The organism is Teichococcus oryzae, assembly GCF_008386565.1.
Lineage (GTDB): Bacteria > Pseudomonadota > Alphaproteobacteria > Acetobacterales > Acetobacteraceae > Pseudoroseomonas > Pseudoroseomonas oryzae.
The window spans coordinates 17,928-42,325 of sequence record NZ_VUKA01000017.1 but is presented as its reverse complement, the minus strand read 5'-3'; the positions used below and the strand labels follow the sequence as shown (position 1 = coordinate 42,325).

The 24,398-nt window shown below is 69.9% G+C and carries 25 protein-coding genes; 11 read left to right on the top strand and 14 right to left on the bottom strand.

From position 1 onward, the window contains the following. Positions 1-276 precede the first annotated feature (276 nt). Both F0Q34_RS18825 and F0Q34_RS18820 read right to left on the bottom strand, forming a co-directional pair. Positions 277-741 carry a RidA family protein gene (locus tag F0Q34_RS18825; RefSeq protein ID WP_149813806.1) on the bottom strand — a complete coding sequence of 155 codons (465 nt, stop codon included), beginning with the start codon at positions 739-741 and terminating at the stop codon, positions 277-279. 19 nt (positions 742-760) lie between these two features. Next, the gene (locus F0Q34_RS18820; RefSeq protein WP_149813805.1) at positions 761-2,287 is read right to left on the bottom strand and encodes a hypothetical protein; all 1,527 of its coding nucleotides are present in this window, start codon (positions 2,285-2,287) and stop codon (positions 761-763) included. Between the two features lie 256 nt (positions 2,288-2,543). Here F0Q34_RS18820 and F0Q34_RS18815 point away from each other — a divergent pair, with 256 nt between their 5' ends. The 7 genes from F0Q34_RS18815 (at position 2,544) to F0Q34_RS18785 (ending at position 8,199) form a co-directional block, all read left to right on the top strand. Next, positions 2,544-2,900, top strand: a complete 357-nt coding sequence (locus F0Q34_RS18815; protein WP_149813804.1) for an NADH-ubiquinone oxidoreductase subunit NDUFA12 family protein — start codon at positions 2,544-2,546, stop codon at positions 2,898-2,900. Further along, the gene (mlaD, locus tag F0Q34_RS18810) at positions 2,900-3,454 is read left to right on the top strand and encodes an outer membrane lipid asymmetry maintenance protein MlaD (protein ID WP_149813803.1); all 555 of its coding nucleotides are present in this window, start codon (positions 2,900-2,902) and stop codon (positions 3,452-3,454) included. Before F0Q34_RS18815 ends, mlaD begins: the two co-directional genes overlap by 1 nt. Then, positions 3,451-3,672, top strand: a complete 222-nt coding sequence (locus tag F0Q34_RS18805; protein ID WP_149813802.1) for a hypothetical protein — start codon at positions 3,451-3,453, stop codon at positions 3,670-3,672. Before mlaD ends, F0Q34_RS18805 begins: the two co-directional genes overlap by 4 nt. An 11-nt stretch (positions 3,673-3,683) precedes the next feature. Beyond that, positions 3,684-4,061 carry a DUF2155 domain-containing protein gene (locus F0Q34_RS18800; RefSeq protein ID WP_241665579.1) on the top strand — a complete coding sequence of 126 codons (378 nt, stop codon included), beginning with the start codon at positions 3,684-3,686 and terminating at the stop codon, positions 4,059-4,061. A 153-nt stretch (positions 4,062-4,214) separates the two neighbouring features. Then, positions 4,215-4,994, top strand: coding sequence for a trehalose-phosphatase (otsB, locus tag F0Q34_RS18795; protein ID WP_149813800.1), 780 nt, complete (start codon positions 4,215-4,217; stop codon positions 4,992-4,994). Then, complete coding sequence (locus tag F0Q34_RS18790) at positions 4,991-6,784, top strand: glycoside hydrolase family 15 protein (RefSeq protein WP_149813799.1); 1,794 nt, start codon at positions 4,991-4,993, stop codon at positions 6,782-6,784. The genes otsB and F0Q34_RS18790 overlap by 4 nt, the downstream gene beginning before the upstream one ends. Next, entirely contained in the window at positions 6,772-8,199 is a 1,428-nt protein-coding gene (locus F0Q34_RS18785; RefSeq protein WP_149813798.1) for an alpha,alpha-trehalose-phosphate synthase (UDP-forming), read from the top strand. The genes F0Q34_RS18790 and F0Q34_RS18785 overlap by 13 nt, the downstream gene beginning before the upstream one ends. Positions 8,200-8,277: 78 nt before the next feature. Here the strand turns inward: F0Q34_RS18785 and aat are convergent, their stop codons facing one another. The 8 genes from aat to F0Q34_RS18745 all read right to left on the bottom strand — a co-directional run bounded on the left by aat (position 8,278) and on the right by F0Q34_RS18745 (position 17,442). Continuing rightward, the gene (aat, locus tag F0Q34_RS18780) at positions 8,278-8,922 is read right to left on the bottom strand and encodes a leucyl/phenylalanyl-tRNA--protein transferase (protein ID WP_149813797.1); all 645 of its coding nucleotides are present in this window, start codon (positions 8,920-8,922) and stop codon (positions 8,278-8,280) included. Between the two features lie 156 nt (positions 8,923-9,078). Next, positions 9,079-9,789 carry an AcvB/VirJ family lysyl-phosphatidylglycerol hydrolase gene (locus F0Q34_RS18775; RefSeq protein WP_149813795.1) on the bottom strand — a complete coding sequence of 237 codons (711 nt, stop codon included), beginning with the start codon at positions 9,787-9,789 and terminating at the stop codon, positions 9,079-9,081. After that, on the bottom strand, positions 9,786-12,434 hold the full coding sequence (mprF, locus tag F0Q34_RS18770; RefSeq protein WP_149813794.1) for a bifunctional lysylphosphatidylglycerol flippase/synthetase MprF: 2,649 nt from the start codon (positions 12,432-12,434) through the stop codon (positions 9,786-9,788). The genes F0Q34_RS18775 and mprF overlap by 4 nt, the downstream gene beginning before the upstream one ends. Before the next feature lie 146 nt (positions 12,435-12,580). Next, positions 12,581-13,924 (bottom strand): acetyl-CoA carboxylase biotin carboxylase subunit, encoded by a 1,344-nt coding sequence (accC, locus tag F0Q34_RS18765; protein ID WP_149813793.1) that lies wholly within the window; start codon positions 13,922-13,924, stop codon positions 12,581-12,583. 12 nt (positions 13,925-13,936) lie between these two features. After that, entirely contained in the window at positions 13,937-14,413 is a 477-nt protein-coding gene (gene accB / locus F0Q34_RS18760) for an acetyl-CoA carboxylase biotin carboxyl carrier protein (protein ID WP_149813791.1), read from the bottom strand. 34 nt (positions 14,414-14,447) lie between these two features. Then, positions 14,448-14,903 carry a type II 3-dehydroquinate dehydratase gene (aroQ, locus tag F0Q34_RS18755; RefSeq protein WP_149813790.1) on the bottom strand — a complete coding sequence of 152 codons (456 nt, stop codon included), beginning with the start codon at positions 14,901-14,903 and terminating at the stop codon, positions 14,448-14,450. 165 nt (positions 14,904-15,068) lie between these two features. After that, positions 15,069-15,401 carry a four-helix bundle copper-binding protein gene (locus F0Q34_RS18750; protein WP_149813789.1) on the bottom strand — a complete coding sequence of 111 codons (333 nt, stop codon included), beginning with the start codon at positions 15,399-15,401 and terminating at the stop codon, positions 15,069-15,071. Positions 15,402-15,462: 61 nt separating this feature from the next. After that, positions 15,463-17,442, bottom strand: coding sequence for a BCCT family transporter (locus F0Q34_RS18745; protein ID WP_149813787.1), 1,980 nt, complete (start codon positions 17,440-17,442; stop codon positions 15,463-15,465). Between the two features lie 194 nt (positions 17,443-17,636). On the opposite strand from F0Q34_RS18745, the gene F0Q34_RS18740 reads away from it, so the two are divergent. From F0Q34_RS18740 to F0Q34_RS18725, 4 genes are all read left to right on the top strand, one after another. After that, on the top strand, positions 17,637-18,332 hold the full coding sequence (locus F0Q34_RS18740) for a hypothetical protein (RefSeq protein ID WP_149813786.1): 696 nt from the start codon (positions 17,637-17,639) through the stop codon (positions 18,330-18,332). A 214-nt stretch (positions 18,333-18,546) separates the two neighbouring features. Then, complete coding sequence (locus tag F0Q34_RS18735) at positions 18,547-18,807, top strand: hypothetical protein (protein WP_149813784.1); 261 nt, start codon at positions 18,547-18,549, stop codon at positions 18,805-18,807. Between the two features lie 429 nt (positions 18,808-19,236). Continuing rightward, on the top strand, positions 19,237-20,367 hold the full coding sequence (locus F0Q34_RS18730; RefSeq protein WP_149813783.1) for a type III PLP-dependent enzyme: 1,131 nt from the start codon (positions 19,237-19,239) through the stop codon (positions 20,365-20,367). A gap of 98 nt (positions 20,368-20,465) precedes the next feature. Further along, on the top strand, positions 20,466-20,930 hold the full coding sequence (locus F0Q34_RS18725; protein ID WP_149813782.1) for an Lrp/AsnC family transcriptional regulator: 465 nt from the start codon (positions 20,466-20,468) through the stop codon (positions 20,928-20,930). A 6-nt stretch (positions 20,931-20,936) separates the two neighbouring features. On the opposite strand, the gene F0Q34_RS18720 is transcribed toward F0Q34_RS18725, so the two are convergent. The 4 genes from F0Q34_RS18720 to F0Q34_RS18705 form a co-directional block, all read right to left on the bottom strand. Further along, the gene (locus F0Q34_RS18720; protein ID WP_149813781.1) at positions 20,937-21,347 is read right to left on the bottom strand and encodes a hypothetical protein; all 411 of its coding nucleotides are present in this window, start codon (positions 21,345-21,347) and stop codon (positions 20,937-20,939) included. Between the two features lie 79 nt (positions 21,348-21,426). Then, positions 21,427-22,428, bottom strand: coding sequence for an ABC transporter ATP-binding protein (locus tag F0Q34_RS18715; RefSeq protein ID WP_149813779.1), 1,002 nt, complete (start codon positions 22,426-22,428; stop codon positions 21,427-21,429). Further along, the gene (locus tag F0Q34_RS18710; RefSeq protein WP_149813778.1) at positions 22,425-23,453 is read right to left on the bottom strand and encodes an ABC transporter ATP-binding protein; all 1,029 of its coding nucleotides are present in this window, start codon (positions 23,451-23,453) and stop codon (positions 22,425-22,427) included. Before F0Q34_RS18710 ends, F0Q34_RS18715 begins: the two co-directional genes overlap by 4 nt. 12 nt (positions 23,454-23,465) lie before the next feature. Further along, positions 23,466-24,398 carry an ABC transporter permease gene (locus F0Q34_RS18705; protein WP_149813777.1) on the bottom strand — a complete coding sequence of 311 codons (933 nt, stop codon included), beginning with the start codon at positions 24,396-24,398 and terminating at the stop codon, positions 23,466-23,468.

The window sequence follows — 24,398 nt, the reverse complement described above, 5'->3', positions numbered from 1 at the left end:
CTCCCGCAGCCCGTCTTCCTCATTGTAGCAGGGCGCCACAACCGAAATCAGCGGCCGGGCGCTGCGCGTCGCTTCCATGTCCGGGGGCCTCCTGGATCGTCGCCCGACGATACCCAGCTCGTCCCGCGGCATAGCTCACGAGGCCGTGTCAATTCGCTACCGCAACATAACATGTCCGTTACGGAACCGGAAAAATTGCAATGCGCACCGCCACCCGCAATCTCCGGATGCGGCCTTCCGCCGCCGCCACGCGCGTGGCGGAGCGGCACGCCGCCATCAGGCGAATTCAAACATCCCTTCCACCTCGACGGCGGCATCCATGGGCAGGGAAGGCACGCCAATGGTTGAGCGCGCATGCCGCCCAAGGTCGCCAAACACCGCGACCGCCAGGTCGGAGGCCCCGTTCATCACCGCCGCATGGGCGGTGAATTCCGGCGTGCAGGCGATGAAGCCGCCAAGCCGCACCACGCGCCTCACCCGGTCGAGGTCACCCAGCGCCGCCTTAAGCTGCGCCAGCACGTTCACCAGGCAAAGCTGCGCCGCCTGCTGGCCGATCTCCTGGCTGACCGTGCTGCCGAGCTTGCCGGAATAGGCCACCTTGCCATCCCGCATGGGCACCTGGCCCGACACCACCACCAGCGCGCCGCTGAGCACGAAGGGCACGTAATTGGCCACCGGGGCGGCGGGGGTGGGCAGGGTGATGCCAAGCTCGGCGAGGCGGGCCTCGATGCGTCCGGCCATGCGGGAATCTCCTGGGATGTCAGCCGACCAGCCGGAAGGACCGGCGGCGGGCGGCGGGGGATGGCTGCTGCGGCAGGGGCAGCGGCAGCATCGGCCCCCGGTCATTCGGCGCGCCGGCGGATTCGACGGTGCAATCCTCCAGCCGCGGATCGGGCCAAAGGGCGCGCGCCTCGGCGGGGCCAAGATAGGTCAGGGCGAGGCGGCGGAACGCCCAGTCCAGCACGGAGGTGGCGCAAAGGATATCGCCATCCCCCTCCACCGGCCCCACCGCGCCGCCGGCCATGCTGCCCTGCGCATAAGCGAAGGCGGAAACATAGTCGGACAGCGGCACGCCCCGCGCCAGGCCGATATTCACCGCCTGCAGCATGATCTCGGCGGGGCCGCGCTGGCCGGCCACCGAAAGGGCGATGGAGGTCAGGCTTCCTTCCGCCGACTCGGCGGCCTGCAAGGTCACGCGCTGGCCACCCACCACCACCCGCCACAGCTGGGTCCGGGCGGCGGCGGCGCGTGGCGGCGGCAAGGGGCGGGCCGGCTGCGGCCGGGCCAGCGGGGCCGGGCTGGCGGCATGCAGATAGGGCGCGACCGCCGCCTCCATGGCGGCGCGGGCGGCCTCGGCCACCGGGGCCAGCAGGCGCGCGGCCTCGGCTCCGGCGCGCAGGGCGGCACGGGTCGGCCTTTCGGCCACACGCCCATCGACGTCATGCGCGAAGCGGGTGGCTCCCTGGGCCGGAGCCAGCCCGCCGGTTTCGGCGCCCAGCAGCGCCTCGGCCGCGTCGGGCAGGGTCAGGGCGAAGCAGCCCTGGTGGCGCAGCCCGTGGCTGGCCCCGGCCAGGTCCAGCGCCCGGCGGGCCGCCGCGGCGAGGCCGGGCACGGCGCAATCCGCCGGCGGCGCCGGCCAAAGCAGCGCGGCGGGCTCGCGCGCGCCCAGCCGGTCGGCGATGCGGGCGCTGGCGCATTCGGCGGCGCCGCGCGTCAGGGCGCTGAGGCAGGTGGCGACGCTGCGGGCTTCCGCCGAGTCGTAGGCGAGGCCCAGCCCCGCCAGCAGTCCGGCGAGATCGGCGAATCCGACCCGCAGGCGGGCCGCCTTGCCGCCGCACAGGATGTCGAGCGCTTCCACGGCGGTGCCGACCGCGCGGGCATAGGCCGCCGAGTCGAAGCCGCCGGCCTCGTCCAGGAAGGCGGGCAGGTTCAGCACGAAGCGCGGCTCAGCGCGCGCCTCCCCCCGCCAGGTCGCGGCGCCGGGGGCGCCGCGGCGCTGCGCCAGAAGGCCATGCAGCGCCACCTCCAGCGCGGGGGCGCGAACCGGGTCGAGCTGCCGTGTTTCCAGGCCCTTGGCCAGGAGCCGGCCGATCCAGGCGGCGGCCAGCGCCGGCAGGGCGACCGGGCCATCGCCGGGCGCCAGCGATGCCAGGGCGGCGGCGGCGCCTTCGTCCCAGGTGGCGGGGAGCGCCACCGGGCGCGGATCGGAATCAGGGTCCGCCGCCGCGCGGGTGCGACGCAAAGCGATGCCGTCCCAGATCGGGTGCTGCCGGGTGGTGCGTGCCATGCGCCCAGGCTACCTCTTGCCTGCGCCGGGCGAAAGCCACATCGGGTGGCAACCCGCCTGCCGGAGCCGCAATATAAGGTATGGATGAGGCGTCTCTTTCCCCCGGCCGCCGCATGTGCGAAGGAAGCCGGCGCAGCGCCTCATCCCCCCGGAACGGGGCTCCTGCCCGGGAACCTTTCCAGGGATCTCCCACAAGGGTTCCCTCCGGAAGGGCGCCCGGGGGTCTCCTCGAAGCCTGTTTGGAAACCGACCGCCCATGTCCTTTCTGCAAAGGCTGACCACTGGCTTCGGCGCCAGCAAGATCGGCACCGATCGCTTCGGCAACACCTATTACGAGAGCCGCAAGTCCTGGCTGGGCTATGGCCGCAAGCGGCGCTTCGTCCGCTATGCCGGGGAGCCCGACCCGACCACCGTGCCGCCCGAATGGCATTGCTGGCTGCACCACGTGACCGATGCGCCGCTGCCAGAGAAGAAGCTGTATTCCTGGCAGCAGGAACACCGGCCGAACCGCACCGGCACTGCCCTCGCCTACCGCCCTTCCGTGCATCAGGGCCAGGGCGAGCGCCGGCCGCCCACCTCGGGCGACTATGAAGCCTGGACGCCGGGCAGCTGATGGCGGCCTCGGCAGCGCGCGGCCGCAACTGGGCCGAGATCATCACGGGGGCGGTGATCCTGGCCGTTGCGGCCTTTTTCCTGATTTTTGCCATCAACCAGTCCGGGCGCAGCCTGGGCGGCGGCGCCGGCGTCCACCTGACGGCACGCTTCGACCGGATCGACGGGCTGGCGCCCGGCGCCGATGTGCGCATCGGCGGGGTGAAGGTCGGCAGCGTGGTGGAGCAGCATATCGACCCGCGCACCTATCTCGCGGTGCTGCGGCTGAACCTGCAGCAGGGCCTCGACATCCCCGAGGACAGCTCGGCCGAGATCACCTCGGAAAGCCTGCTGGGGGGCAAGTACGTGGCGCTGGTGCCGGGCGGCTCCGACACCATGCTGAAGGATGGGGGGGAGATCTCCATCACCCAGTCCGCCGTGAGCCTGGAGTCGCTGCTGGGGCGCTTCATCTTCTCGGTGACCGAGCTGACCGCGCAGAACAGCAAGCCGAACAGCGGCGCGGCCGAGGCGCCGGCTCAGCCCGCCGCCCCGTCCCCGGCTCCTGCCCGGCCATGAGCCTGCGGGCGCCCGCCACCTGGCCCGGCGCCGATGGGCGGCCCGTGGCCTGCCGGGAAAAGCTGAAGGTGCTGGCCGAGAACCATGCCGAGGCCGCCCAGACCCTGACCGACCTTCTGGAGGACGCCGTGCTGATGGGCGTGGACGAGGCCGCCATGCGGCGCATCCTGGCCGAGATGGTGGCCGAACTGCCCAGCCCGCGCCGGGCCGCGTCCTGATGCGGGGCCGCATGCCGCTCCCGGCCGCCCTGCTGGGCCTGGCCCTGCTGTCCGTCGTCCCGTCCGCCTCGGCGCAGCAGGATCCGGGCTGGGTGCCGCAGCGCACCGCCTCCCTGCAGGCGCTGGACAAGGTGACGGCGCGCGTCACCCTGCTGGAAGCGCCGCTGAACCGGATCACGGCCTTTGGCACGCTGCGCATCACCCTGCGCGCCTGCAACGCCCGCCCGCCGGAGGAAGTGCCGGATGCCGCCGCCTGGCTGCAGGTGACGGATGTGCGCAACAAGGCGGAAGGCGAGCCGGTGTTCAGCGGCTGGATGTTCGCCAACGCGCCCGGCATCGCCATGCTGGAACACCCGGTCTATGACCTGCGGGTGCTGGCTTGCCATTGACCCAGAACCTGCCGGCCCGCGCCACGGGGCACACAAAGGCGTGAACGCCCCGTCACCTTTCCCCCTCCCTTCATTACCCCGAGGATAAGCCCAGGCCGCCCGCGGAGGATGGATGCTCCCTTCTCCGCGGCGGCCGCCGGATCTGGAGTGACCATGGAGCCAACCGCCCTTCCCGACGGCCCGCCCCTGCCCCCTCCCCCATCCCCTCCCCTGCCGGGTGCCGATGCCGCCCTGTTCCTGGACCTGGATGGCACGCTGATCGAGATCGCCCCGCGCCCCGATGCCGTGGTGGTGCCGCCGCACCTGCCGGCCCTGCTGACGCGGCTGGCCGCGGGGCTGGGCGGCGCCGTGGCCATCGTCACCGGGCGCGGACTGGAGGTCGCCAAGGAGCTGGCCCGGGGCGGCCAGGACCAGCCGCCGCCCATCGCCTTCGCCGCCGAGCATGGCAGCATCATCGACGGTGCCGCCCTGCCGGGTGCCCATATCCCCCCCATGCCGCTGCCCCCTTCCCCGCCGCCGGCCTGGCGTGAGGAAGCGGAAGCCTTTGTGCGCGCCCGCCCGGGGCTTCTGCTGGAAGAAAAGCGGCATGGCTTCGTGCTGCATTTCCGCGCCGTGCCGGAGCAGGGCGAGGCCGCCACCGCCTTCCTGCAATCCCTGGTCGCCGGCACCGAGTTCCAGGTGCTGCCCGCCCATGCCGCCGCCGAGCTGCGGCCGCGCGCCGCCGACAAGGGCACGGCGGTGCAATGGCTGATGCGGCATCCGCCCTTCGCCGGACGCGTGCCCCTTTTCATCGGCGACGACGTCACGGATGAATACGGCATCGAGGCCTGCCGCGCTCTGGGCGGTACCGGCTACCGCATCCCGCTGGCTTTCGCGGGCCCGGTCGCCGTGCATGACTGGCTGCGCCGCCTGGCGGATCGGCTGGAGGCATGACGCAGCCCCTCGATCTCGCCCCTGTCGGCAATGGCATCATCGCCGGTCTGTTCGACCGGCGTGGCCGCTGTTCCTGGCTTTGCTGGCCACGCTTCGACGGCGACCCGATATTCTGCTCCCTGCTGGGCGGCGAGGACCCGCAGGACGGGTTCATGGAATGCGAGATGGTCGGCCTGAAGCGGACGCACCAAGCCTATCGCCGCAACACCGCCGTGCTGGAAACGGAGCTGGAGGATGACAAGGGCAACCGCCTGCGCATCACCGACTTCGCGCCCCGCTTCCGCCGCTATGGCCGCAATTTCCGCCCGCCCATGCTGGTGCGGCGGATCGAGCCGCTGTCGGGCACGCCGCTGATCCGGCTGCTGATCCGGCCGCGCGCCCATTGGGGGCGGGACAAGCCGGCGCGGCGCTCCGGCTCCAACCATCTGCGCTTCTTCTCGGACGAGGCGGCGCTGCGCATCACCACCGATGCCCCGCTGGCCTGCCTGGCGGAGGAGGCGCCCTTCCTGCTCGACCAGCCGGTGACGCTGCTGCTCGGGCCGGATGAAACCGCCTCCGACAGCGTGGACACGCTGGGCCTCGACTTCCTGCGGGAAACCGAGACCTACTGGCTCGACTGGACGCGCGGCCTGCACCTGCCCTTCGAGTGGCAGGAAGCGGTGATCCGCGCCGCCATCACCCTGAAGCTGTGCATCTTCGAGGAAACCGGCGCCGTGGTGGCGGCGCTGACCACCTCCATCCCCGAGGCGCCGAACACGGAGCGCAACTGGGATTACCGCTATTGCTGGCTGCGCGACGCGCTGTTCACCGTGCAGGCGCTGAACCGGCTGGGCGCGACGCGCACCATGGAGGACTACATCCGCTACGTCACCAATGTGGTGGCGATCTCCCCGGGCGGCGTGCTGAAGCCCTGCTACCCTCTGGTGCCTTCCCTGCCCATGCCGGAGCGGATCGAGGAGCACCTGCCCGGCTTCCTCGGCATGGGGCCGGTGCGCGTCGGCAATCAGGCGGCGGAGCAGGTGCAGAACGACGTCTACGGCTCCGTCATCATGGCGGCGGCGCAGATGTTCTTCGACAAGCGGCTGCCGCGGCCGGCCGGCGAATCCCTGTTCCGCCTGCTCGAAACCCTGGGCGAGCAGGCGGAAGCCCGCGCCCTGACGCCGGATGCGGGCATCTGGGAATACCGCGAGCGGGCGCGCATCCACACCTTCTCGGCCGCCATGTGCTGGGCCGGCATGGCGCGGCTGGCCGGCATCGCCAAGCATCTCGGCCTGCCCGACCGGGCGGAGCGATGGGCGAAATCGGCCCGCAAGCTGCATGCGGTGATCTGCGAGCGCGCCTTCCGCCCGCATCTCGGCGCCTTTGTGGAAAGCTTCGAGAGCGACGGCATGGACGCCGCGCTGCTGCTGCTGCCCGAGATCGGCTTCCTGCCCGCCACCGATCCGCGCTTTCTCGGCACGCTCGACCTGATCGGGCGGCGCCTCATGCATAATGGTTTTCTGTATCGCTATGATATGGCCGACGATTTCGGGAAACCCGAAACCGCCTTCCTGGTTTGTTCGTTCTGGTACGTGGATGCGCTCGCCGCCGCTGGCCGGACGGAGGAGGCGCGCGCCATGTTCGGGAGCATAATATCATGCCGGAATCACCTGGGATTACTCGCGGAAGACTTGGACCCGACCCGGAACCGGCTGTGGGGGAACTTCCCTCAGACTTACTCCCATGTTGGTCTGATTCTGTCGGCGATGCGTTTGAGCCGTTCCTGGGAGCACGGTCTGTGGGGCGGGTAGTTGTTGTTTCGAACCGGGTGGCGGTGCCACGCCGGGGTGAGCCCGCGGCGGGCGGGCTGGCCGTCGCGCTGAAGGACGTGCTCAAATCCAGCGGCGGCCTGTGGTTCGGCTGGAGTGGCGAAACCCGCAAGGATGGCGGGCCGGAAACCAGGCGGGTGCGCGCGGGCGGCATCGACTACGCCACCATCGACCTCAACGAGCAGGACCAGAAGGGCTTCTACGCCGGCTATTCCAACGGCACGCTGTGGCCGCTGTTCCATTTCCGCCTCGGCCTGATGGAATATGACCGCAAGGACGCGGAAGCCTATCGCCGGGTGAACCGTGAATTCGCCCAGGCGCTGCTGCCGCTGCTGGGTCCGCAGGACACGGTCTGGATTCACGACTACCAGCTTATTCCCATGGCGGCGGAGCTGCGCGCCCTGGGCGCCAAGCAGCGGATCGGCTTCTTCCTGCACATCCCCTTCCCGCCCTTCGCGGTGGTTTCGGCGCTTCCCGATGCCGAAAGGCTGCTGCGCGACCTGCTGGCCTATGATCTGGTGGGGGTGCAGACCAAGAGCGACCTGAGCGGCCTGCTGAACTGCTTCGCCGAGGGGCTGGGATTGTTCCCCGATGCCATGGGCGGGGTGCGCGGAGAGGTGGCCGGCCAGCAGCGCCGCACCCAGCTTTCCGCCCATCCCATCGGCATCGACACGCGCGGCTTCGCCACCCTGGCGCGCAAGGCGGCCTATGGCCCGGAAACCCAGCGCCTGCTGAACAGCATGGGCGACCGCTCGCTGATCGTGGGCGCCGAGCGGCTGGACTACACCAAGGGCCTACCGCACCGGATGCGCGGCTTCGGCGCCCTGCTGGCCAATTTCCCCGAGCATCTCAACCGGGTCACCTATCTGCAGGTGGCGGCGCGCAGCCGCAACGAGGTCGCCACCTATCGCGACCTGAAGCGGGAGTTGGACTCGCTGGCCGGCCGCATCAACGGCGATTACGCCGAGTTCGACTGGACGCCGGTGCGCTATGTGGCGCGCGCCGTGGCCCGCGACACCCTGGCTGGCTTCTACCGCGCGGCACGGGTTGGGCTGGTGACACCGCTGCGCGACGGCATGAACCTGGTCGCCAAGGAATATGTCGCGGCGCAGGACCCGGAAGACCCTGGCGTGCTGATCCTGTCCCAGTTCGCCGGCGCGGCGGAGGCGATGGATGGCGCCCTGCTGGTCAACCCGCTGGATGCCGAGGCGATGGCCGTGCAGCTCGACCGCGCGCTGAAGATGCCGCTGGGCGAACGAAAGGAACGCTGGGAAGGCATGATGCGCGGCCTGGAAGACCAGACGGCCATGCGCTGGGCGGAAAACTTCCTTACCGAGCTGGAGGAAATGCCGCTGCCGGAACAGGACATGATGTGGTCCAGCCCGGCCCGCAACTGAACGCGACGGCGGTTCCCCTCTTTTCCCGCCGCCCTTCCCCAGGGCGGGGCCGCGCGTGGCCGGGCCGCGCCCGGGGCTTCACAGGGCGCGGATCATCTCCTCCAACCCTTCCGGCTCGCTGAACCAGCGCGCGCGGGTGGCCAGCGCCCGCTCCAGCCGCGCCTTGTATTCGGCGCGCGGGATCTCCACCGCGCCGAACTGTTCCAGGTGCTCGGTGATGAACTGGGTGTCCAGCAGGGTGAAGCCCCCCAGGCGCAGCCGCGCCACCAGATGCACCAGCGCCACCTTGGACACGTCGCGCGCCCGGCTGAACATGCTTTCGCCGAAAAAGGCACCGCCCAGGGACACGCCGTAGAGCCCGCCCAGCAGGCATCCCTCCTGCCACACCTCCACGGAATGGGCGTGGCCCATCTCGTGCAGCTCGGTGAACAGGCGCTCGATCTCGGGGTTGATCCAGCTATCCTCCCGCCCTGGCGCGGGCGCGGCGCAGCCGGCGATGACGCCGGCGAAATCCGCGTCGGCGGTGACGGTGAAAGCCCCGGACAGCACGGTGCGGCGCAGCCGCCGCGGCAGGTGGAAGCCTTCCAGCGGCAGCACCCCGCGCCATTCCGGGTCGAGCCAGTAGAGCCGGTCGCCGCGCCGGGATTCCGCCATGGGGAACAGGCCAGCCCGGTAGGCCCGCAGCAGCAGCTCAGGGGTAATCATCACCGGGCGGCGCGACATTGTTCTTCCATCATGGCGGCAGGGCCGGCCCAGCGCCAGCCTTGCCTTCCGCCTGGAGCAGATCCCGATCGGGCGGGACCGCCTGATCGGGTGAAGATGCTCGACAGAACAAGGAGCCAGAGCATTCGACGTGAGCCAGTGCGAACGGAAAATGCTCTAGCCCGCGGGAAACAGCCGCGCCAGGATCCGGTTCGAGAGCGCCCGGTAATCCTCGTCGAAATGATGCCCGCCGCCCGTGCGGATGATCTGCGCCGCCGTGCCCTCGAAGGCCTTGCAGGCGGTTTCCGCCTCCTCCTCCGCGCCATAGGTGCATTGCACCAGCTCCGGCGGCAGGCCCGGGATCTCGGGCGTGGTGGACAGGGCGGAGGGGCGCGAAAGGCCGATGAAGTCGCCGATCCTGATCTCGAAGGCGGCGTCCCGGGCCAGGGCCAGCAGCGCAATCAGCCGGACCCGCGCCTTGTTTTCCGCCTGCATGCGGTTCCAGGCGAAGGGCAGCACGTCGGCTCCGAAGGAATAGCCGATCAGCGCCAGGCGCGGCGCCTGCCACTTCGCGGCGTAGAGCGGGATGATCCGGTCCAGCTCGGCCGCCACCTCCGCCGGGCTGCGGCGGGTCCAGAACCAGTTCAGGCAATCGAAGCCCAGCACCGGCACGCCGGCATCGCGCAGGTAGCGCCCGACCTGCTGGTCGAGGTCGCGCCAGCCGCCATCGCCGGACAGGATGATGGCGAAGCTGTCGCCGCGCTTCTGCGGCGCCGGCATTTCCACCAGCCAGCGGGAGGTGTCGCGCTGCGCCAGGGCCGGCGAGAGGGCGGGCGAGGACGCCAGCCATGCCGCGCCGGAAGCGCCCAGGAGATGCCGCCGCCTCATTTGCCGATCACGCCCCGCAGGCCTCCCGCCTGAAGCGCCGCCACGTCGGCCAGCACCATCCAGGGATCGAGCCCGCCTTCGGTGCAAAGATAGCGCGGCTCCCAGACCGGATCGAACTTCTCCTTGAAGGCGCGAAGGCCACGGAAATTGTAGAAGCGCTCGCCACGGCGGAACACCAGCCCGCCCAGCCGGTGCCAGACCGGCGCCAGGCGATGCGCGGCGAGGCCGGACAAGGGCGCCATGCCCAGGTCGAAATAGGCGTAGCCCAGTTCCTGCGCGCGCAGGATCAAGCGCAGGAACAGGAAATCCATGGTGCCGGGCGGGACCTCCGCGCGGTGCCGCATCAGGTCGATGGAGATTTCCGTGCGGCCATTGGGAGCTTCCAGCAGGGTGGCGAAGGCGATCACCCGCGCTTCCGCGTCCCGCACCACCGCGACGGGCTGGGAAGCCACATAGCCCGGCTCGAACGCGCCCAGGGAGAAGGCCTTCTCGCGCGCCTTGTGCTGCGCCAGCCATTCGGCCGACACCTCGGCCAGTTCCGGCAGCAGCGGGCCGACCTCCTCCGGCGGATGGACGGCGAAGCCCAGCCCTTCCCGCTCCGCGCGGTTCAGCGCCGAGCGCAGCGGCTGGCGCGCCTTGCCCTTCAGCTCGAAGCTGTCGAGCCTGACCCGCGCCGCCTCGCCCAGCTTCAGCGGCCGCATGCCGGCATCGATGTAGAGCGGCAGGTTCTCCGGCCGCACCTGGTAGAAGGCGGCCCGTCCGCCCTGCGCGTCGGCCATCTCCACGAAGCGCCACACAAGATCGACGCGGCTGGGCTTGGGGCCGACCGGGTCGAACAAGGCCACAAAGGAGCGGCCCCGCCGGCCATACATGATGAAGCCATCGCCGGCATCGGAGAACAGCAGGGCCTTGTCGCCCATGCGCACCATGTTGGCGTCGGCGCGGTCCTGCCGCGCCACGATGGCCAGGGCGCGGTCCAGCTCCTCCGCTGTCGGCGGATGGACGCGGATGCGGGCGGGGCGCAGCAGGGTCCACAGCCCGGCGGCGAACAGCGCCAGCACGGCCCCCAGCGTCGCGCGCATGCCGCGCGGGGCGGAAGCATCCAGCTCGAACTGCCACCAGAGCTGGCGCGAATATTCAACGTCCCGATGGGCGAAGAACAACAGCCAGGCGGAAGCGGCCACCACCCCGGCCACAGCCAGCCACCAGCCCGGCGTCAGGCTGGGCGTCAGCATGCGGGCGCGGCGGTCGAAGCGGCCGTGGGATACCAGCAGCGCCACCCCCAGCAGCAGCAGCAGCGGCAGTTCCAGCGCGCCGCCGCCGCGCGCCACGGACAGCGCGAGGCCGATCCCGGTCAGCACCAGCGCCAGCCACCAGGCGCCATCCAGCCGGTGCACCAGCCCATGCGCCACGAAGATGAGCGCCAGCCCGCCCACGCTGGCCAGGAGGTGCGACAGCTCGAACAACGGCACCGGCAGCGCCGGCGCCAGCAGCCCTGGCGCCTGGCCCGTGATGGGCGGCGTGACGCCCCCCAGCAGCAGGGCAGCGCCGGCGGCGAAGGAAGCGGCGCCCAGGAAGCGCGGCATCAGCCGCGTCGCCGCGCGCACCGCCTTGGTGCCGCCGGCCAGCAGATGCGCGCGGCGGCTGACCTCGAACCCCGCCAGCAGCAGGATGGCCAGGGCCAGCGGCAGGGCGAAGTAGATGACGCGGTACAGCACCAGCGCCGCCGCCACCTCGGCCAGCGGAACATCGGCGTGGCGGAAGGCCAGCAGCACCACCGCCTCAAACACCCCGATGCCGCCGGGCAGGTGGCTGGCGGCGCCGACGGCAATGGCCACCGCGTACAGGGCCATGAAGGAAGGCAGGTCCACCGCGCCAGGGGGCAGCAGCAGCCACAGCACCGTGGCGGCGGCGCCGATATCGACCAGCGACACCAGGCCCTGCCACAGGATCAGGCGGGCCGGCGGCACGCGCAGGGCGAAGCGGCCGAAATGGATGCCGCGCCGCAGCCGCCCCAGCACCGCCAGCCCCGCCAGGATGCCGAGCAGCCCGAGCGCCAGCAGCCGCAGAAGCGACGCCGGCAGGCCGAACCAGCCGGCCATCGGCCCAGCCGCGTAAAGCAGCCCGAGCGCCGCCACCGCGTAAAGGCCGATCACAAAGGAAGCGGTGACAAACACCAGCACGCGGGCGATGCGCGTCGGGTCCAGCCCCGCCGCCGAATAGATGCGCCAGCGCACGGCGCTGCCGGTGAAGGCACCGACACCCACGGAGTTGCTCAGGGCGAAGCCGCAGAACGCCGCCAGCATGCCGATGCGGGGCGGCACGGCACCCGGCACGATGTGCCGCAACGCCGAAAGGTCATAGCCCGTCATGGCCAGGAAGCTGACGGCGGTGGCCAGCACCGCCGCCGCGATGATCCCGCTGGAGCGCCCGGAAAAGGCCGCGGTGACGGCGGCATAGTCCAGCTCGCGCGACAGGGCGTTCAGCGCCGTCGCCGCCAGCGCCGCCATCACCAGTCCTACGCCCACGAACAGCCAGGGGCGCAGGACGCGCAAGCGCCGCGCCCATGCCGGCGCCGCCACGGGAACGGGGCTTTCCGGCGGGTCCTCCACCACGCTGGACGGTTCGGCGCTCAGGCCCCTCATTGGCTTTTCCCGGCTCGGTCACGGCCGCCGGGACGACGTCCCGGTGGCCATCTCAGCCCCGGCAGCCCGCCCCATGGGCGTAGGCCATTAATGAGCGGGGTGTGGCACGGTTGCGGCCGCTTGCCGCCGCACCGTGCCAGCCGGCGTCAGTCCCGCAGGCCGACGAAGCGTTCCAGCCAGTGGATGGTGTAGTCGCCCGACTGGAATTGCGGGTCGGCCATGATGCGCTGGTGCAGCGGCAGGGTGGTGCGGATGCCGTCCACCACCATTTCCTCCAGCGCGCGGCGCATGCGGGCGATGGCCTCGGCCCGCGTCTTGCCGTGCACCACCAGCTTGGCCACCAGGCTGTCGTAATGCGGCGGCACGGCGTAGCCGGAATACAGTGCGCTATCCACCCGCACGCCGAGCCCGCCCGGCGCATGGTAGGTGGTCACCCGCCCCGGCGAGGGCGCGAAGGTGACTGGGTCCTCGGCGGTGATGCGGCATTCGATGGCGTGGCCGCCGAAGGTGATGTCGGACTGGGCGTAGCCCAGCGTCTCACCGGCGGCGACGCGCAGCTGCTCCTTCACCAGGTCGATGCCGCAGACCATCTCGGTCACCGGATGCTCGACCTGCAGGCGGGTGTTCATCTCGATAAAGGCGAACTGGCCGTCCTGCCACAGGAACTCCAGCGTGCCGGCATTGCGGTAGCCGAGCTTCGACAGGCCCTGCGTCACCTGCGCGCCCAGCGCGTCGCGCTCGGCGGCGGTCAGCGCGGGGGAGCCCGCCTCCTCCACCAGCTTCTGGTGGCGGCGCTGGAGAGAACAGTCGCGCTCGCCGAAATGCACCACATTGCCATGGGTATCGGCCAGCACCTGCAGCTCGATATGCCGCGGCCGGTCGAGATACTTCTCCATGTAGACGGCGTCATTGCCGAAGGCGGCCTTGGCCTCGGTGCGGGCGACGCGCCAGGCTTCCTCCAGCTCGTCGGCCGAATGGGCCACCTTCATGCCGCGCCCGCCGCCGCCGGCGGCGGCCTTGATCAGCACGGGATACTTAATCCGCTCGGCGACCTCGCGCGCTTCCTCGAAGCTCGACAGCTCGCCATCGCTGCCGGGCACCAGCGGCACGTTCAGCGAGGCCATGGCCTGCTTGGCGGCGATCTTGTCGCCCATCATGCGGATATGCTCGGCGGTCGGGCCGATGAAGGTGAAGCCATGCGCTTCCACCATCTCGGCGAAGGAAGCGTTCTCCGACAGGAAGCCATAGCCGGGATGGATCGCCTCGGCGCCGGTGATGGAGGCCGCCGACAGGATGGCGGCCACGTTCAGGTAGCTGTCGCGCGCCGCGGGCGGGCCGATGCAGACGCTTTCATCGGCCAGCCGCACATGCATGGCCGTGGCGTCGGCGGTGGAATGCACCGCCACGGTGCGGATGCCCATCTCCTGGCAAGCGCGGTGGACGCGCAACGCGATCTCGCCCCGGTTGGCGATCAGCACCTTCTTGAACATCACTTGGTGCCTTTACTCGACCACCAGCAGCGGCTCGCCATATTCGACCGGCGTGCCGCTCTCGATCAGGATGCGCGTGACCGTGCCGGCCTTCGGCGCCTTGATCTGGTTGAAGGTCTTCATCGCCTCGATCAGCAGCAGGGTCTGCCCCGCCGCCACCTTGGCGCCCAGTTGCACGAAGGGGGCGGCGCCCGGCTCCGGCGATAGATAGGCGACGCCCACCATGGGGGAGGTCACGGCACCCGGGGTCGAGGCATCGACCTCGGCCGGGCCGGCGGCCGGCGCCGCGGCCACGCTGGCCATGGCGGGGGCCGGCGCGGCCGCTACCGGCGCCGCCATCGCCATGCCCATGGGCGCGGCCACAGTGATGCTGCGGGTGACGCGGACGCGGCTTTCCCCGTCGGCCAGCTCGATCTCGGTCAGGTCGGTCTCGCGCAGGATCTGCGCGAGCGCCCGGATCGCGTCCGGGCCAAAGGAAATGCCGCTCATGATCGTTCCTGTGGGAACCTCTTTTCTGTGCCCGTCAGTCCTGCTCGGCCTGGGCGAGGATGCCCGCGATGCCGCGCAGCGCCAGGGCGTAGCCATGCGGCCCGAGGCCGCAGATCACGCCCTGGGCCGCCTTGGAGACATAGGACAGATGCCGGAAGGATTCCCGGCGGTGGATGTTGCTCAGATGCACCTCGACCACCGGCAGATCCGATGCCAGCAGGGCATCCATCAGCGCGATCGAGGTGTGCGAATAGCCGGCCGGATTGATGATGATGCCCGCCGCCACCGAGCGCGCCTCCTGCACCCAGGAGATCAGCTCGCCCTCGATGTTGCTTTGGCGGAAATCGATGGCGAGGTCGAGCGCATCGGCCGTCTCGGCGCAAAGCGCCTCGAGGTCGTCCAGGGTTTCGGACCCGTAGATTTCCGGCTGGCGGGTGCCGAGCAGGTTCAGGTTGGGTCCGTTCAACACAAAGATCAGCGGCGGGTTCACGATGCGGGTTTCCGTCCGGGTCCGGTCGGCGGCGGTAGCACGATGGGTTTCCGCCCTGCAAGCGGCGGCGGCACCGGCACGCTCGGCCAGCCCGCGCGATGGCAGGCCGCCGCGCCTCCTAACCCCTTGGGATTGCTGGCCGCCCCGGCGGCGCGGGGCGCGGAATCAGGCCGCCATCGCCCGGCAGCTTTCGGCGCAGGCGCGGCAGGCCGCGACGCAGGCCTCCATGTCGCCGACGCGCTCGCAATCCTCGGCGCATTCGCGGCAGATCTCGGCGCAGGCGGCGCAGCTCTGGCGGTGCTGCGGGCTGCCGAGCAGCATGAGATGGGCGGAAGCGCGGCACATCTCGGCGCAGGCCAGCATCAGCCGGAAATGCTTCGGCTCCACATGCTCGCCGCCCGCCTCCAGGCAATGGCCGGACGCCATGGACAGGCAGGTGGCGTAGCATTTCAGGCATTGCTCGATGCAGGCCTGCATTTCCTCCGACAGGTGGTGCATGGGGTGGCTCCCTTGTGGCTGCGTCCTTCTGGAACGGAGCCGGTGGGGAGCGGTTGCCGGATCAGCGCGCGCGAACGGCGTGCAGGAACTGGAAGTGGCGGTCATACTGGCTCAGCACATCCTGGATGAGTTCCTCCCGCGTCAGGCCCATCACGTCGTAATCCTGGCTGCCATCCTCCAGGAACACCTCGGCCCGGTAATAATGCTCCCGCTGCTGCGCCTCGGCGGCGGTCTCGAAATAGCTGAAGCTGGGAAGGGCGTATTCGCGCAGGCGCAGGCCGTAATGGAATTCCTCCGGCGCGCCGGGCATGGAGATCAGCCGCAGACCGCCTTCCCGCTGGTGCAGCTCCGCCTGCAGGCCGCGGCCGCGCAGCTCCCCGGCCACCGCTTCCAGCGCCGGCGCCGCCACGTCGCGCAGGAAGGCATGCACCTCCTCCCGCCGCGGATAGCTGAGGATGCCGTGCAGCTGGCGCTGCCAGGACCGCGCCAGGCGCGGCGGCAGGTTCTGGGCGAAGGCGCTGTGCCGCAGCCCTTCCCGCGCCAGGCCTCGCCACAGGCCATAGCAGATCAGCAGCATCATCGCGGCGAAAGGCAGGGCGCTGACAATCGCCGCCGTTTGCAGCGCCTGCAGCCCACCGGTCGCCAGCAGCACCGCCGCGATCACGCCGGAGGACGCCGCCCAGAAGATGCGCTGCGACACCGGCACGTTCTCCCGGCCACCGGCGGCGATGGTGCTGACCACCAGGGCCGCGCTGTCGGCGGAGGTGACGAAGAACGTCACGATCAGCAGCATGGCGAACCAGGAGCTGACCAGCGACAAGGGGAACTGCTCCAGGAACACGAACAGCGACAGGGTCACGTCCTGCTGCACGGCTTGCGACACCGCCTCGGTGGCGCCGGAAAGATGCAGGTGCAGGGCGCTGTCACCGAACACCGTCATCCAGGCGAAGGTGAAGCCCGCCGGCACCAGCAGCACGCCGAGCACGAATTGCCGGATGGTGCGGCCGCGCGAGATGCGGGCGATGAACATGCCCACAAAGGGTGACCAGGCGATCCACCAGCCCCAGTAGAACAGCGTCCAGTCGCCCAGCCAGTCCTTCGGGTCATAGGCGTACATGTTGAAGGTGCGCAGGGCGAACTGGTCGATATAGCCGCCCAGGTTCTGCACAAAGGCGCGCAGCAGGAAGGTGGTCGGCCCGACCACGAACACGAATGCCATCAACAGCCCGGCCATGATCAGGTTGGCGTTGGACAGCAGACGGATGCCACGATCCAGCCCCGACACCACGGACAGCGTCGCCATGGCGGTGATCACCGCGATCAGGATGACCTGGGTGACGAAGCCGACCGGAACGCCGGCCATGTGCGACAATCCGGCATTGACCTGCAGCACGCCAAGGCCGAGCGAGGTGGCGACGCCGAACATGGTGCCGATCACCGCGAAGATGTCCACGGCATGGCCGATCGGGCCATGAATGCGCTCCCCCACCAGCGGATAAAGTGCCGAGCGCAGGGTCAGCGGCAGGCCATGGCGAAAGCTGAAATAAGCCAGGCTGAGGCCGATCACCGCGTAGATGGCCCAGGCATGCAGGCCCCAGTGGAAGTAGCTCAGCCGCATCGCCGCCCGCGCGGCGGCGATGCTGGCGGGATCGCCCTCCGGCGGCGCCATGAAATGCGTCACCGGCTCCGCCACGCCAAAAAACACCAGGCCGATGCCCATGCCGGCGCTGAACAGCATGGCGAACCAGGCGCCATAGCTGAATTCCGGCTCGGAATGGTTCGGGCCGAGGCGCACCCGCCCATGGCTGCTGGCCGCCAGCCCGACCACGAAGATCAGGAAGCACGCCACGGCCAGCAGGTAGAACCAGCCCAACTCGCTGGTGATCCAATCCTGCGCCGCGCTGAAGGTGGTGGAGGCGGCGTCCGGCGCCAGCGCGCCGAACAGCACGAAGGCGACGATCAGGGCGCCCGCCCAGAGCGCCACCACACGGTCCGGCCGGGCAGTGGCGGGAACGCCCTCCGGCGGGGTCGGATCGGCCATGCATGCCTCCTGCGACGCGCGCTCCGCCAGGGCGGAAGTGGCAAGGCAACACCGTGGCGGCGGGGCGGGTTGCGAAAGGAAACATTCTCCGCGATCCGCCTGCGTCGCCACATCCTTGGGTTGCATCAGGGCACCGGACGGGCCATGCAGCCGCCTGACCGCCGCCGGCTTCGGCGAAACTGATGGAGGCCCCGATGAACGCTCATGCCCGGCACGGCCTGCTGGCCCTGGCGCTGGCCGGCCTTGCCGCCTGCAGCCCGAGCTATTCCCCCGACAGCTATTCCAGCCGCGCCGTGCAGCAGGCCAACAAGGTGGAAGCCGGGGTGGTCATCGGGCGGCGGCAGATCGAGATCTCGGCCGATGGCACCACGGGAACGGTCACCGGCGCGGCGGCGGGCGGCGTGGCCGGCACGCGGGTCGGGGGCGGCGACGTGACCTCGGCCTTCGCGGGCATCGGCGGCGGGCTGATCGGCGGGCTGCTGGGCACCGCGGTGGAAAAGGGCGTCGGCTCCACTCCGGGCTACGAGTACATCGTCCGCAAGCCGAATGGCGAGCTGGTGTCGGTCACCCAGCGGGATGAAACGCCGCTGGCCATCGGGCAGAAGGTGCTGGTGATCGCCGGCAGCCAGGCGCGCATCGTCGCGGACTACACCGTGCCGAACATCAACCCGCCCGCCCCCGCGCCGGTTCCGGCGCCGGGCACGGATGCGCTGGTGGTGCCATCCGGGCCCGAGCCCACCCCGCCGCCATTGGCGCCCGTGCCCGCCGCCGCATCCGGCGCGACACCGCAGGCGCCGACGGACGCACGGCAGGACATTCCGGCGGAAGCGGCGCCCATCCCGGCCTCCTCGGCCATCGAGCCGGCGGCGGAGGCCGCGCCCGCCTCGTGATCCCGCGTCCGGCCCCATCGCCTTCGCCGGCCCGCCCTTCCCAATCGCGCGCGGGGCGCCACATTGGCGCCATGCCGGACACCATCGAGATCGCTCCCCATGGCGCAGCGCGCCTTGCCCCGCCTCGGATGGCCGCGCAACGGGGCGGCATGCCGGGAACCGCCCACGCCGTCAGGGGGCCTTGACGGTGCGGATGCGGAGCGGCGCCCCGGCGTTGGCCGGGCTCGCATTGTTCCTGGCGGCCCCGTTCCTGGCGCTCCCCGCGCGCGGGCAAACGCCGCCCGGCCAGATGACGATGTTCCAGGAACTGGAGCAATCCCTGGAAGGGCTGCTGAACGAGGGCTGGCAGGTCACGGGGGTGGCCGGCAATCTCGGCGGCATCGCCTACCTGCTGCAAAAGGAAGGAAAGTGGATCACCTGTCAGGTGATCACCCGCCGCGAGGACAGCCGCAGCCGCTGCATGGCGATGAACTAAGGTTCTGGCCAAAGCCTCCGCATGCCCTTCCCGGGGCGGAGCCGGCCCGGTGCGGGTTACCAATCGGAGAGTTTCGCCCGAGTCGGCGTTTCCACGCGCGAGCATCCCCGCCACTCGCGCCGGGTTTCGGCGGTTTTCCGCCTTGTCATAGAAGCTCACGGAAAAAAACCGGCGGAAATGGAAAAATGGCTTTGCGGTCCGGAGCGACATCTCTATATGCCCGGCCAGACGCAGTACGCACGTGCCTCTGGCCCCAGGCCGGCTAACCCGGCCAAAGGTTTACGCAACGACGTCAAGCGTTCTGGCAACCCCGGCGAAGGCGCGAGCCTGACTCCGGCCACTTCTGGTCGCTGGTTCGTTCGACCGTTTCGTCAACTTGGGGCCGCAGCCTGGAAGGGCCGGTCCTCCGCTTTATGGGAGGGTTGTGCGATGACCGAGAAGGTCTTCCGCTTCCTGCGCGACGCCGCTCCGGCGACGCCTTGTCTCGTGGTCGACGTGGATCGCGTCGCGGAGAATTATGGCCGCCTGAAGGCCGCCATGCCGCTGGCCCGCATCTACTACGCCGTGAAGGCCAATCCGGCCGCGCCGATCCTCGGCCGCCTGGTGGACCTCGATTCCTGCTTCGACGCCGCCTCCCTGGAGGAGGTGCGGATGTGCCTGGCGCAGGGCGCCAAGCCGGAATCCGTGTCCTTCGGCAACACGGTGAAGAAGGAATCCGCGATCAAGGCCGCGTTCGAGGCCGGGATCCGCATGTTCGCCTTCGATTCCGAGCCGGAGCTGCGCAAGCTCGCCCGCTCCGCTCCCGGCTCCAAGGTGTATTGCCGCATCCTGGTGGGCAATGTCGGGGCCGAATGGCCGCTGTCGAAGAAGTTCGGCTGCGAGGTGGAGATGGCGCGCGACCTGATGGTCCTGGCGCGTGACCTCGGCCTCGACCCGTATGGCATTTCCTTCCATGTCGGCAGCCAGCAGACCCGCACCGCCGCCTATGAGGCCGCGATCGCCCGCGTGGCGATGCTGTTCACCGACCTGAAGGAAGCCGGCATCCAGCTGCGCATGGCCAATCTCGGCGGCGGCTATCCGGTGCGCTACCGCGCCGAGGTGCCGGAGATCGACGAGTTCGGCGCCGCCATCATGGGTGCCATGGTCGAGCATTTCGGCAATGCCCTGCCGGAGATCCTGGTGGAGCCGGGCCGCTTCATCGTCGGCGATGCCGGCGTGCTGTCCTCCGAGGTCGTGCTGGTGTCCCGCAAGGAAAAGGACGACCCGGTGCGCTGGGTGTATCTCGACATCGGGCGCTTCGGCGGCTTGGCCGAAACCGAGGGCGAGGCGATCAAGTACAGCTTTCGCACCCCGCATGATGGCGGCGCCGAGGGGCCGGTCACCATCGCGGGCCCCACCTGCGACAGCACCGACACGCTGTACGAGAAGTCGAATTTCCGCCTGCCGATGGCCCTCGATTGCGGCGACCGCGTCGAGCTGCTGGCCACCGGCGCCTATGTGACGACCTATGCCAGCCAGGGCTTCAACGGCTTCGCCCCCCTGGCCGAGCACTACATCTGAGCCGCCTCGCGGGGCATCGGAAGATGCCCCGGTTCAGCACGGATGCCATGCGCCGAATTATCGTTCCTATGGCAGCCACTGCCGGATAAACTGGCGTCATGGACGTTATCGACCGGAACATTCTCGTCGCCCTGCAGGAAGATGGCGCCGCAGGGCTGGCCGAGCTGGCCAAGGTGGCGGGCTTGTCGGTGTCCGCCACGGCCGAACGGGTCAAGCGCCTTGAGGAACGCGGCACCATCCGCGGCTGGCGCGCCGATCTGGACCCCGGTGCCATTGGCTGCCCCCTGCTCGCCTTTGTTTTCGTGTCGCTGCGGCCGGGGCGGGACGAGAATGCCTTCCGCCTCGCCATGCGCGCGGCCGAGGCGGTGCTGGAATGCCACCATGTCACCGGCGCCTGGACCTTTCTGCTGAAGCTGCGCCTGCCCGACCTTTCGGCGCTGGAGCGCTTCGTGGCGGATCAGGTGCGCGGCCAGCCGGGCGTGGAGCGCACCGAAACCATCCTGGCCATCACCTCCGCCAAGGAAACCGCGATCCTGCCGGTGGCCGAGGCCACGGAGGAATAAACCGCCTCATCCCGCCCTGAGCGGCCCGATCCCGGGCTGGTGCGGCATGCGCAGGCAATCCTTGACAATCGGCGCGCAGCGCGCCGATGGCGCGCCCGGCACGTCATTGTCGCCGCCGAACCCCACCCGGGTGACCACGCCGTCGATCAGTTCGAAGGTGGCGTGGCAATAGCCCGGATCGCCGGTCAGGTTGATGCCGCCAACCACGGGAATGGACAGGTTGAGCCCGCCCGCCTCGCCGCCGCGGCTTTCGTAGCTCAGCATTTCCCGCATCACGTCGATGCGGGCGGTCTTGCTGGGGAAGCCGGCGCAAACATAAAGATCGGCGCGTTGCAGGCCGATCATGTGGCTGCGCGCATCCTCGACGATCCGGGCATCCTGCATGGCGCAGCCGCCCAGCGCGAGCCAGGCCATCATCCAACGCTGGCGGAAAGCCAGGCCAGGCCGGGCCGCCATGGGGCAGGACAGCGGCGCCCTGCCCCGTCGGAGCCAGCCTTCAGGCCACGCGATCATTCAGGTGGCAGCGGGATTTGTGGCCCGGCGCGATCTCCTTCAGCGCCGGCTTCTCCACCTTGCACCGGTCGAAGGCATGCGGGCAGCGCGGGTGGAAATGGCAGCCGGAAGGCGGGTTCAGCGGCGAAGGGATCTCGCCCTTGATGCCGGCGAAGCTTTTCTTGCGCGCCTCGATCCGCGGCACCTCGGCCAGCAGGGCCTGGGTGTAGGGATGGTTGGCTCGGACAAACACTTCCTCGGCGGAGGCTTCCTCGACCACCCGGCCGAGATACATGATCACCACGCGGTCGGAGAGATGCTCCACCACGCCGAGGTCATGGCTGATGAACAGGTAGGTGAGGTCCAGCTCGCGCCGCAGGTCCATGAACAGGTTCAGGATCTGCGCCTGGATCGACACGTCCAGCGCGGCCACCGCCTCGTCGCAGACGATGAATTCGGGCTGCACCGCGAGCGCCCGGGCGATGCCGATGCGCTGGCGCTGGCCACCCGAGAACTGGTGCGGGTAGCGGCGCTTGAAGCTCGGGTCCAGGCCCGCGCGGCGCAGCTGGTTGTCGACGTAGCTGTCCCACTCGCCGCGCTTGGTCAGGCCATGCACCAGCGGCGCCTCGCCCACGATGTCGGCCACCTTCATGCGCGGGTTCAGGCTCGCATAGGGGTCCTGGAAGATCATCTGCGTCTGCAGCTTGGCCTGTCGCGCTTCGGCGCCCTGCAGGCTGTCGAGGCGCTTGCCGTGCCACAGGATGTCGCCGTCGGAGGCCGGCATGATGCCGGCCACCATGCGGCCCAGCGTCGACTTGCCGCAGCCGGATTCGCCCACCAGCCCGACCACCTCGCCCTTGCGGACGGTGAGGTCGACCTGGTCCACCGCATGCACCGTTTCGTCCTTCACCGGCGCGCCCAGCTTCTGCGCCAGCTTGCCGGCGAGATCCAGCTTCTTGGAGAAGCGCTTGGAGACGCCCTTCAGCTCAATGATCGGCGTGCTCATGCGGCGGCCTCGGCAGGCATGTTGTAGGGAAAGAAGCAGCGCGCCTGGCGGCCCGGCAGCAGCTCGCCCAGCGGCGGGGCCTGCTTGCACTTGTCCTGCGCCTTGGGGCAGCGGTTGCGGAAGGCGCAGCCGGCCGGCAGGTTCAGGAGCGAGGGCGTCATGCCCGGGATCTGCCGCAGCGGCTCGCCCCGCTTGTTGCGGCTGGGCACGCTGCCGATCAGGCCGTTGGTATAGGGGTGCAGCGGCTTGTCCAGCGTCTCGTTCACCGGGCCATGCTCCACCACGCGGCCGGCATACATCACCGCCAGCTCGTCGGCGAGGCCGGCCACCACGGTCAGGTCGTGGGTGATCCAGATCATCGCCGTGCCCGTCTGGGCGCAAAGCTTCTGCACCTCGGCCAGGATCTGCGCCTGGATGGTCACGTCGAGCGCGGTAGTCGGCTCGTCCGCCACGATCAGCTCCGGGCGGTGCAGCAGGGCGATGGCGATCGCCACGCGCTGGCGCATGCCGCCAGAGAACTGGTGCGGGTAGGATTTCAGCCGCTCATCGGGGCTCGGGATGCCCACCATGCCCAGCGTGTCGCGGGCGCGCTGGCGGGCCTCCTCCTTGCTGACCTTGGTGTGGGCCAGCACGGTCTCGATCATCTGCGTGTCGACCCGGAGCACCGGGTTCAGCGTCATCATCGGATCCTGGAAGATCATGGCGATGCGGTTGCCGCGCAGCCGCCGCATCTCCTCCTCGCGGAGCTTCGCCAGGTTCTGCCCGTGGAACAGGATCTCGCCGCCGACGATGCGGCCGGGCTCGTCCACCAGGCCGAGGATGGAGAAGCCGGTCACGGTCTTGCCGGAGCCGGATTCGCCCACCAGGCCCATGACCTTGCCGCGTTGCACGGTAAAGGAAACACCATCCACTGCCTTCACCACGCCGGCGCGGGTGAAGAAGTGGGTCTGGAGGTTGCGCACCTCCAGCGTCGGCGCCGAGGCGGTGGCGGCGACGGAGGAATTGGCGACGGGGGAAACAGCCAAAATCCCGGTCCCTTACTTCTTAAGTCGTGGATTGAGAACGTCGCGGAGCTGATCACCCATGAGGTTGATCGAGACAATGGTCACCAGAAGCGCGATGCCCGGGTAGAAGCTGATCCAGTACTTGCCCGACAGCATGTATTCATAGCCGTTGGAGATCAGCAGGCCGAGCGAGGGCTCGGTGATCGGCACGCCGAGGCCGAGGAAGGACAGGGTCGCCTCCAGCGCGATGGCGCGGGCGATCTGCATGGTGGCGACCACGATCAGCGGCGGCATGCAGTTCGGTAGCAGGTGGCGGAAGATGATGCGCCGGGTCGGCAGGGCCAGGCACTGCGCCGCCTCGATGTATTCGCGCCGCCGCTCCACCAGCGCCGTGCCGCGCACGGTGCGGGCGTAATAGGCCCATTCGACGATCACCAGGGCCAGCACGACGTTCATCACGCCCTTGCCCAGGAAGGCCAGGATCATCAGCGCCGCCAGGATCGACGGGAAGGACAGCTGCAGGTCCACCAGCCGCATGATCACCGTGTCGGTGCGGCCGCCGGCATAGGCCGCCAGCATGCCGAGCGAGGCGCCGACCGCGCAGGCGATGACCGCCGAGCCGACGCCCACCAGCAGCGAGATGCGCAGCCCGTACATGATGCCGGACAGCATGTCGCGCCCCTGGTCATCGGTGCCGAGCCAGTAGGTGAAGCCGGCGCCGCCCACCGTGCCCGGCTCCATCCGCCCATCCATGATGTCGAGCTGGGCGAGGTCATAGGGGTTCTGCGGCGCGATCCAGGGCGCGAAGATGGCCACCAGGGCGATGATCACGAACACGATCAGCCCGAGCAGCGCCAGCTTGCTTTCGGCGAACTCGGAAATGAAGCGGCGCCAGGGCCCCTCCACCTTGGGCGTGGCGACGGGCTCCGCCGCCGCTGGCGTGGTGTTGGCGGTGGTCGTGCTCAT

Excerpts from the sequence above, each read along its gene's own strand:
- F0Q34_RS18825 (WP_149813806.1), bottom strand. The coding sequence starts at position 741 with ATGGCCGGACGCATCGAGGCCCGCCTCGCCGAGCTTGGCATCACCCTG.
- F0Q34_RS18820 (WP_149813805.1), bottom strand. The coding sequence starts at position 2,287 with ATGGCACGCACCACCCGGCAGCACCCGATCTGGGACGGCATCGCTTTG.
- F0Q34_RS18815 (WP_149813804.1), top strand. The coding sequence starts at position 2,544 with ATGTCCTTTCTGCAAAGGCTGACCACTGGCTTCGGCGCCAGCAAGATC.
- mlaD (WP_149813803.1), top strand. The coding sequence starts at position 2,900 with ATGGCGGCCTCGGCAGCGCGCGGCCGCAACTGGGCCGAGATCATCACG.
- F0Q34_RS18805 (WP_149813802.1), top strand. The coding sequence starts at position 3,451 with ATGAGCCTGCGGGCGCCCGCCACCTGGCCCGGCGCCGATGGGCGGCCC.
- F0Q34_RS18800 (WP_241665579.1), top strand. The coding sequence starts at position 3,684 with ATGCCGCTCCCGGCCGCCCTGCTGGGCCTGGCCCTGCTGTCCGTCGTC.
- otsB (WP_149813800.1), top strand. The coding sequence starts at position 4,215 with ATGGAGCCAACCGCCCTTCCCGACGGCCCGCCCCTGCCCCCTCCCCCA.
- F0Q34_RS18790 (WP_149813799.1), top strand. The coding sequence starts at position 4,991 with ATGACGCAGCCCCTCGATCTCGCCCCTGTCGGCAATGGCATCATCGCC.
- aat (WP_149813797.1), bottom strand. The coding sequence starts at position 8,922 with ATGTCGCGCCGCCCGGTGATGATTACCCCTGAGCTGCTGCTGCGGGCC.
- F0Q34_RS18775 (WP_149813795.1), bottom strand. The coding sequence starts at position 9,789 with ATGAGGCGGCGGCATCTCCTGGGCGCTTCCGGCGCGGCATGGCTGGCG.
- mprF (WP_149813794.1), bottom strand. The coding sequence starts at position 12,434 with ATGAGGGGCCTGAGCGCCGAACCGTCCAGCGTGGTGGAGGACCCGCCG.
- accC (WP_149813793.1), bottom strand. The coding sequence starts at position 13,924 with ATGTTCAAGAAGGTGCTGATCGCCAACCGGGGCGAGATCGCGTTGCGC.
- accB (WP_149813791.1), bottom strand. The coding sequence starts at position 14,413 with ATGAGCGGCATTTCCTTTGGCCCGGACGCGATCCGGGCGCTCGCGCAG.
- F0Q34_RS18750 (WP_149813789.1), bottom strand. The coding sequence starts at position 15,401 with ATGCACCACCTGTCGGAGGAAATGCAGGCCTGCATCGAGCAATGCCTG.
- F0Q34_RS18745 (WP_149813787.1), bottom strand. The coding sequence starts at position 17,442 with ATGGCCGATCCGACCCCGCCGGAGGGCGTTCCCGCCACTGCCCGGCCG.
- F0Q34_RS18740 (WP_149813786.1), top strand. The coding sequence starts at position 17,637 with ATGAACGCTCATGCCCGGCACGGCCTGCTGGCCCTGGCGCTGGCCGGC.
- F0Q34_RS18730 (WP_149813783.1), top strand. The coding sequence starts at position 19,237 with ATGACCGAGAAGGTCTTCCGCTTCCTGCGCGACGCCGCTCCGGCGACG.
- F0Q34_RS18725 (WP_149813782.1), top strand. The coding sequence starts at position 20,466 with ATGGACGTTATCGACCGGAACATTCTCGTCGCCCTGCAGGAAGATGGC.
- F0Q34_RS18720 (WP_149813781.1), bottom strand. The coding sequence starts at position 21,347 with ATGATGGCCTGGCTCGCGCTGGGCGGCTGCGCCATGCAGGATGCCCGG.
- F0Q34_RS18715 (WP_149813779.1), bottom strand. The coding sequence starts at position 22,428 with ATGAGCACGCCGATCATTGAGCTGAAGGGCGTCTCCAAGCGCTTCTCC.
- F0Q34_RS18705 (WP_149813777.1), bottom strand. The coding sequence starts at position 24,398 with ATGAGCACGACCACCGCCAACACCACGCCAGCGGCGGCGGAGCCCGTC.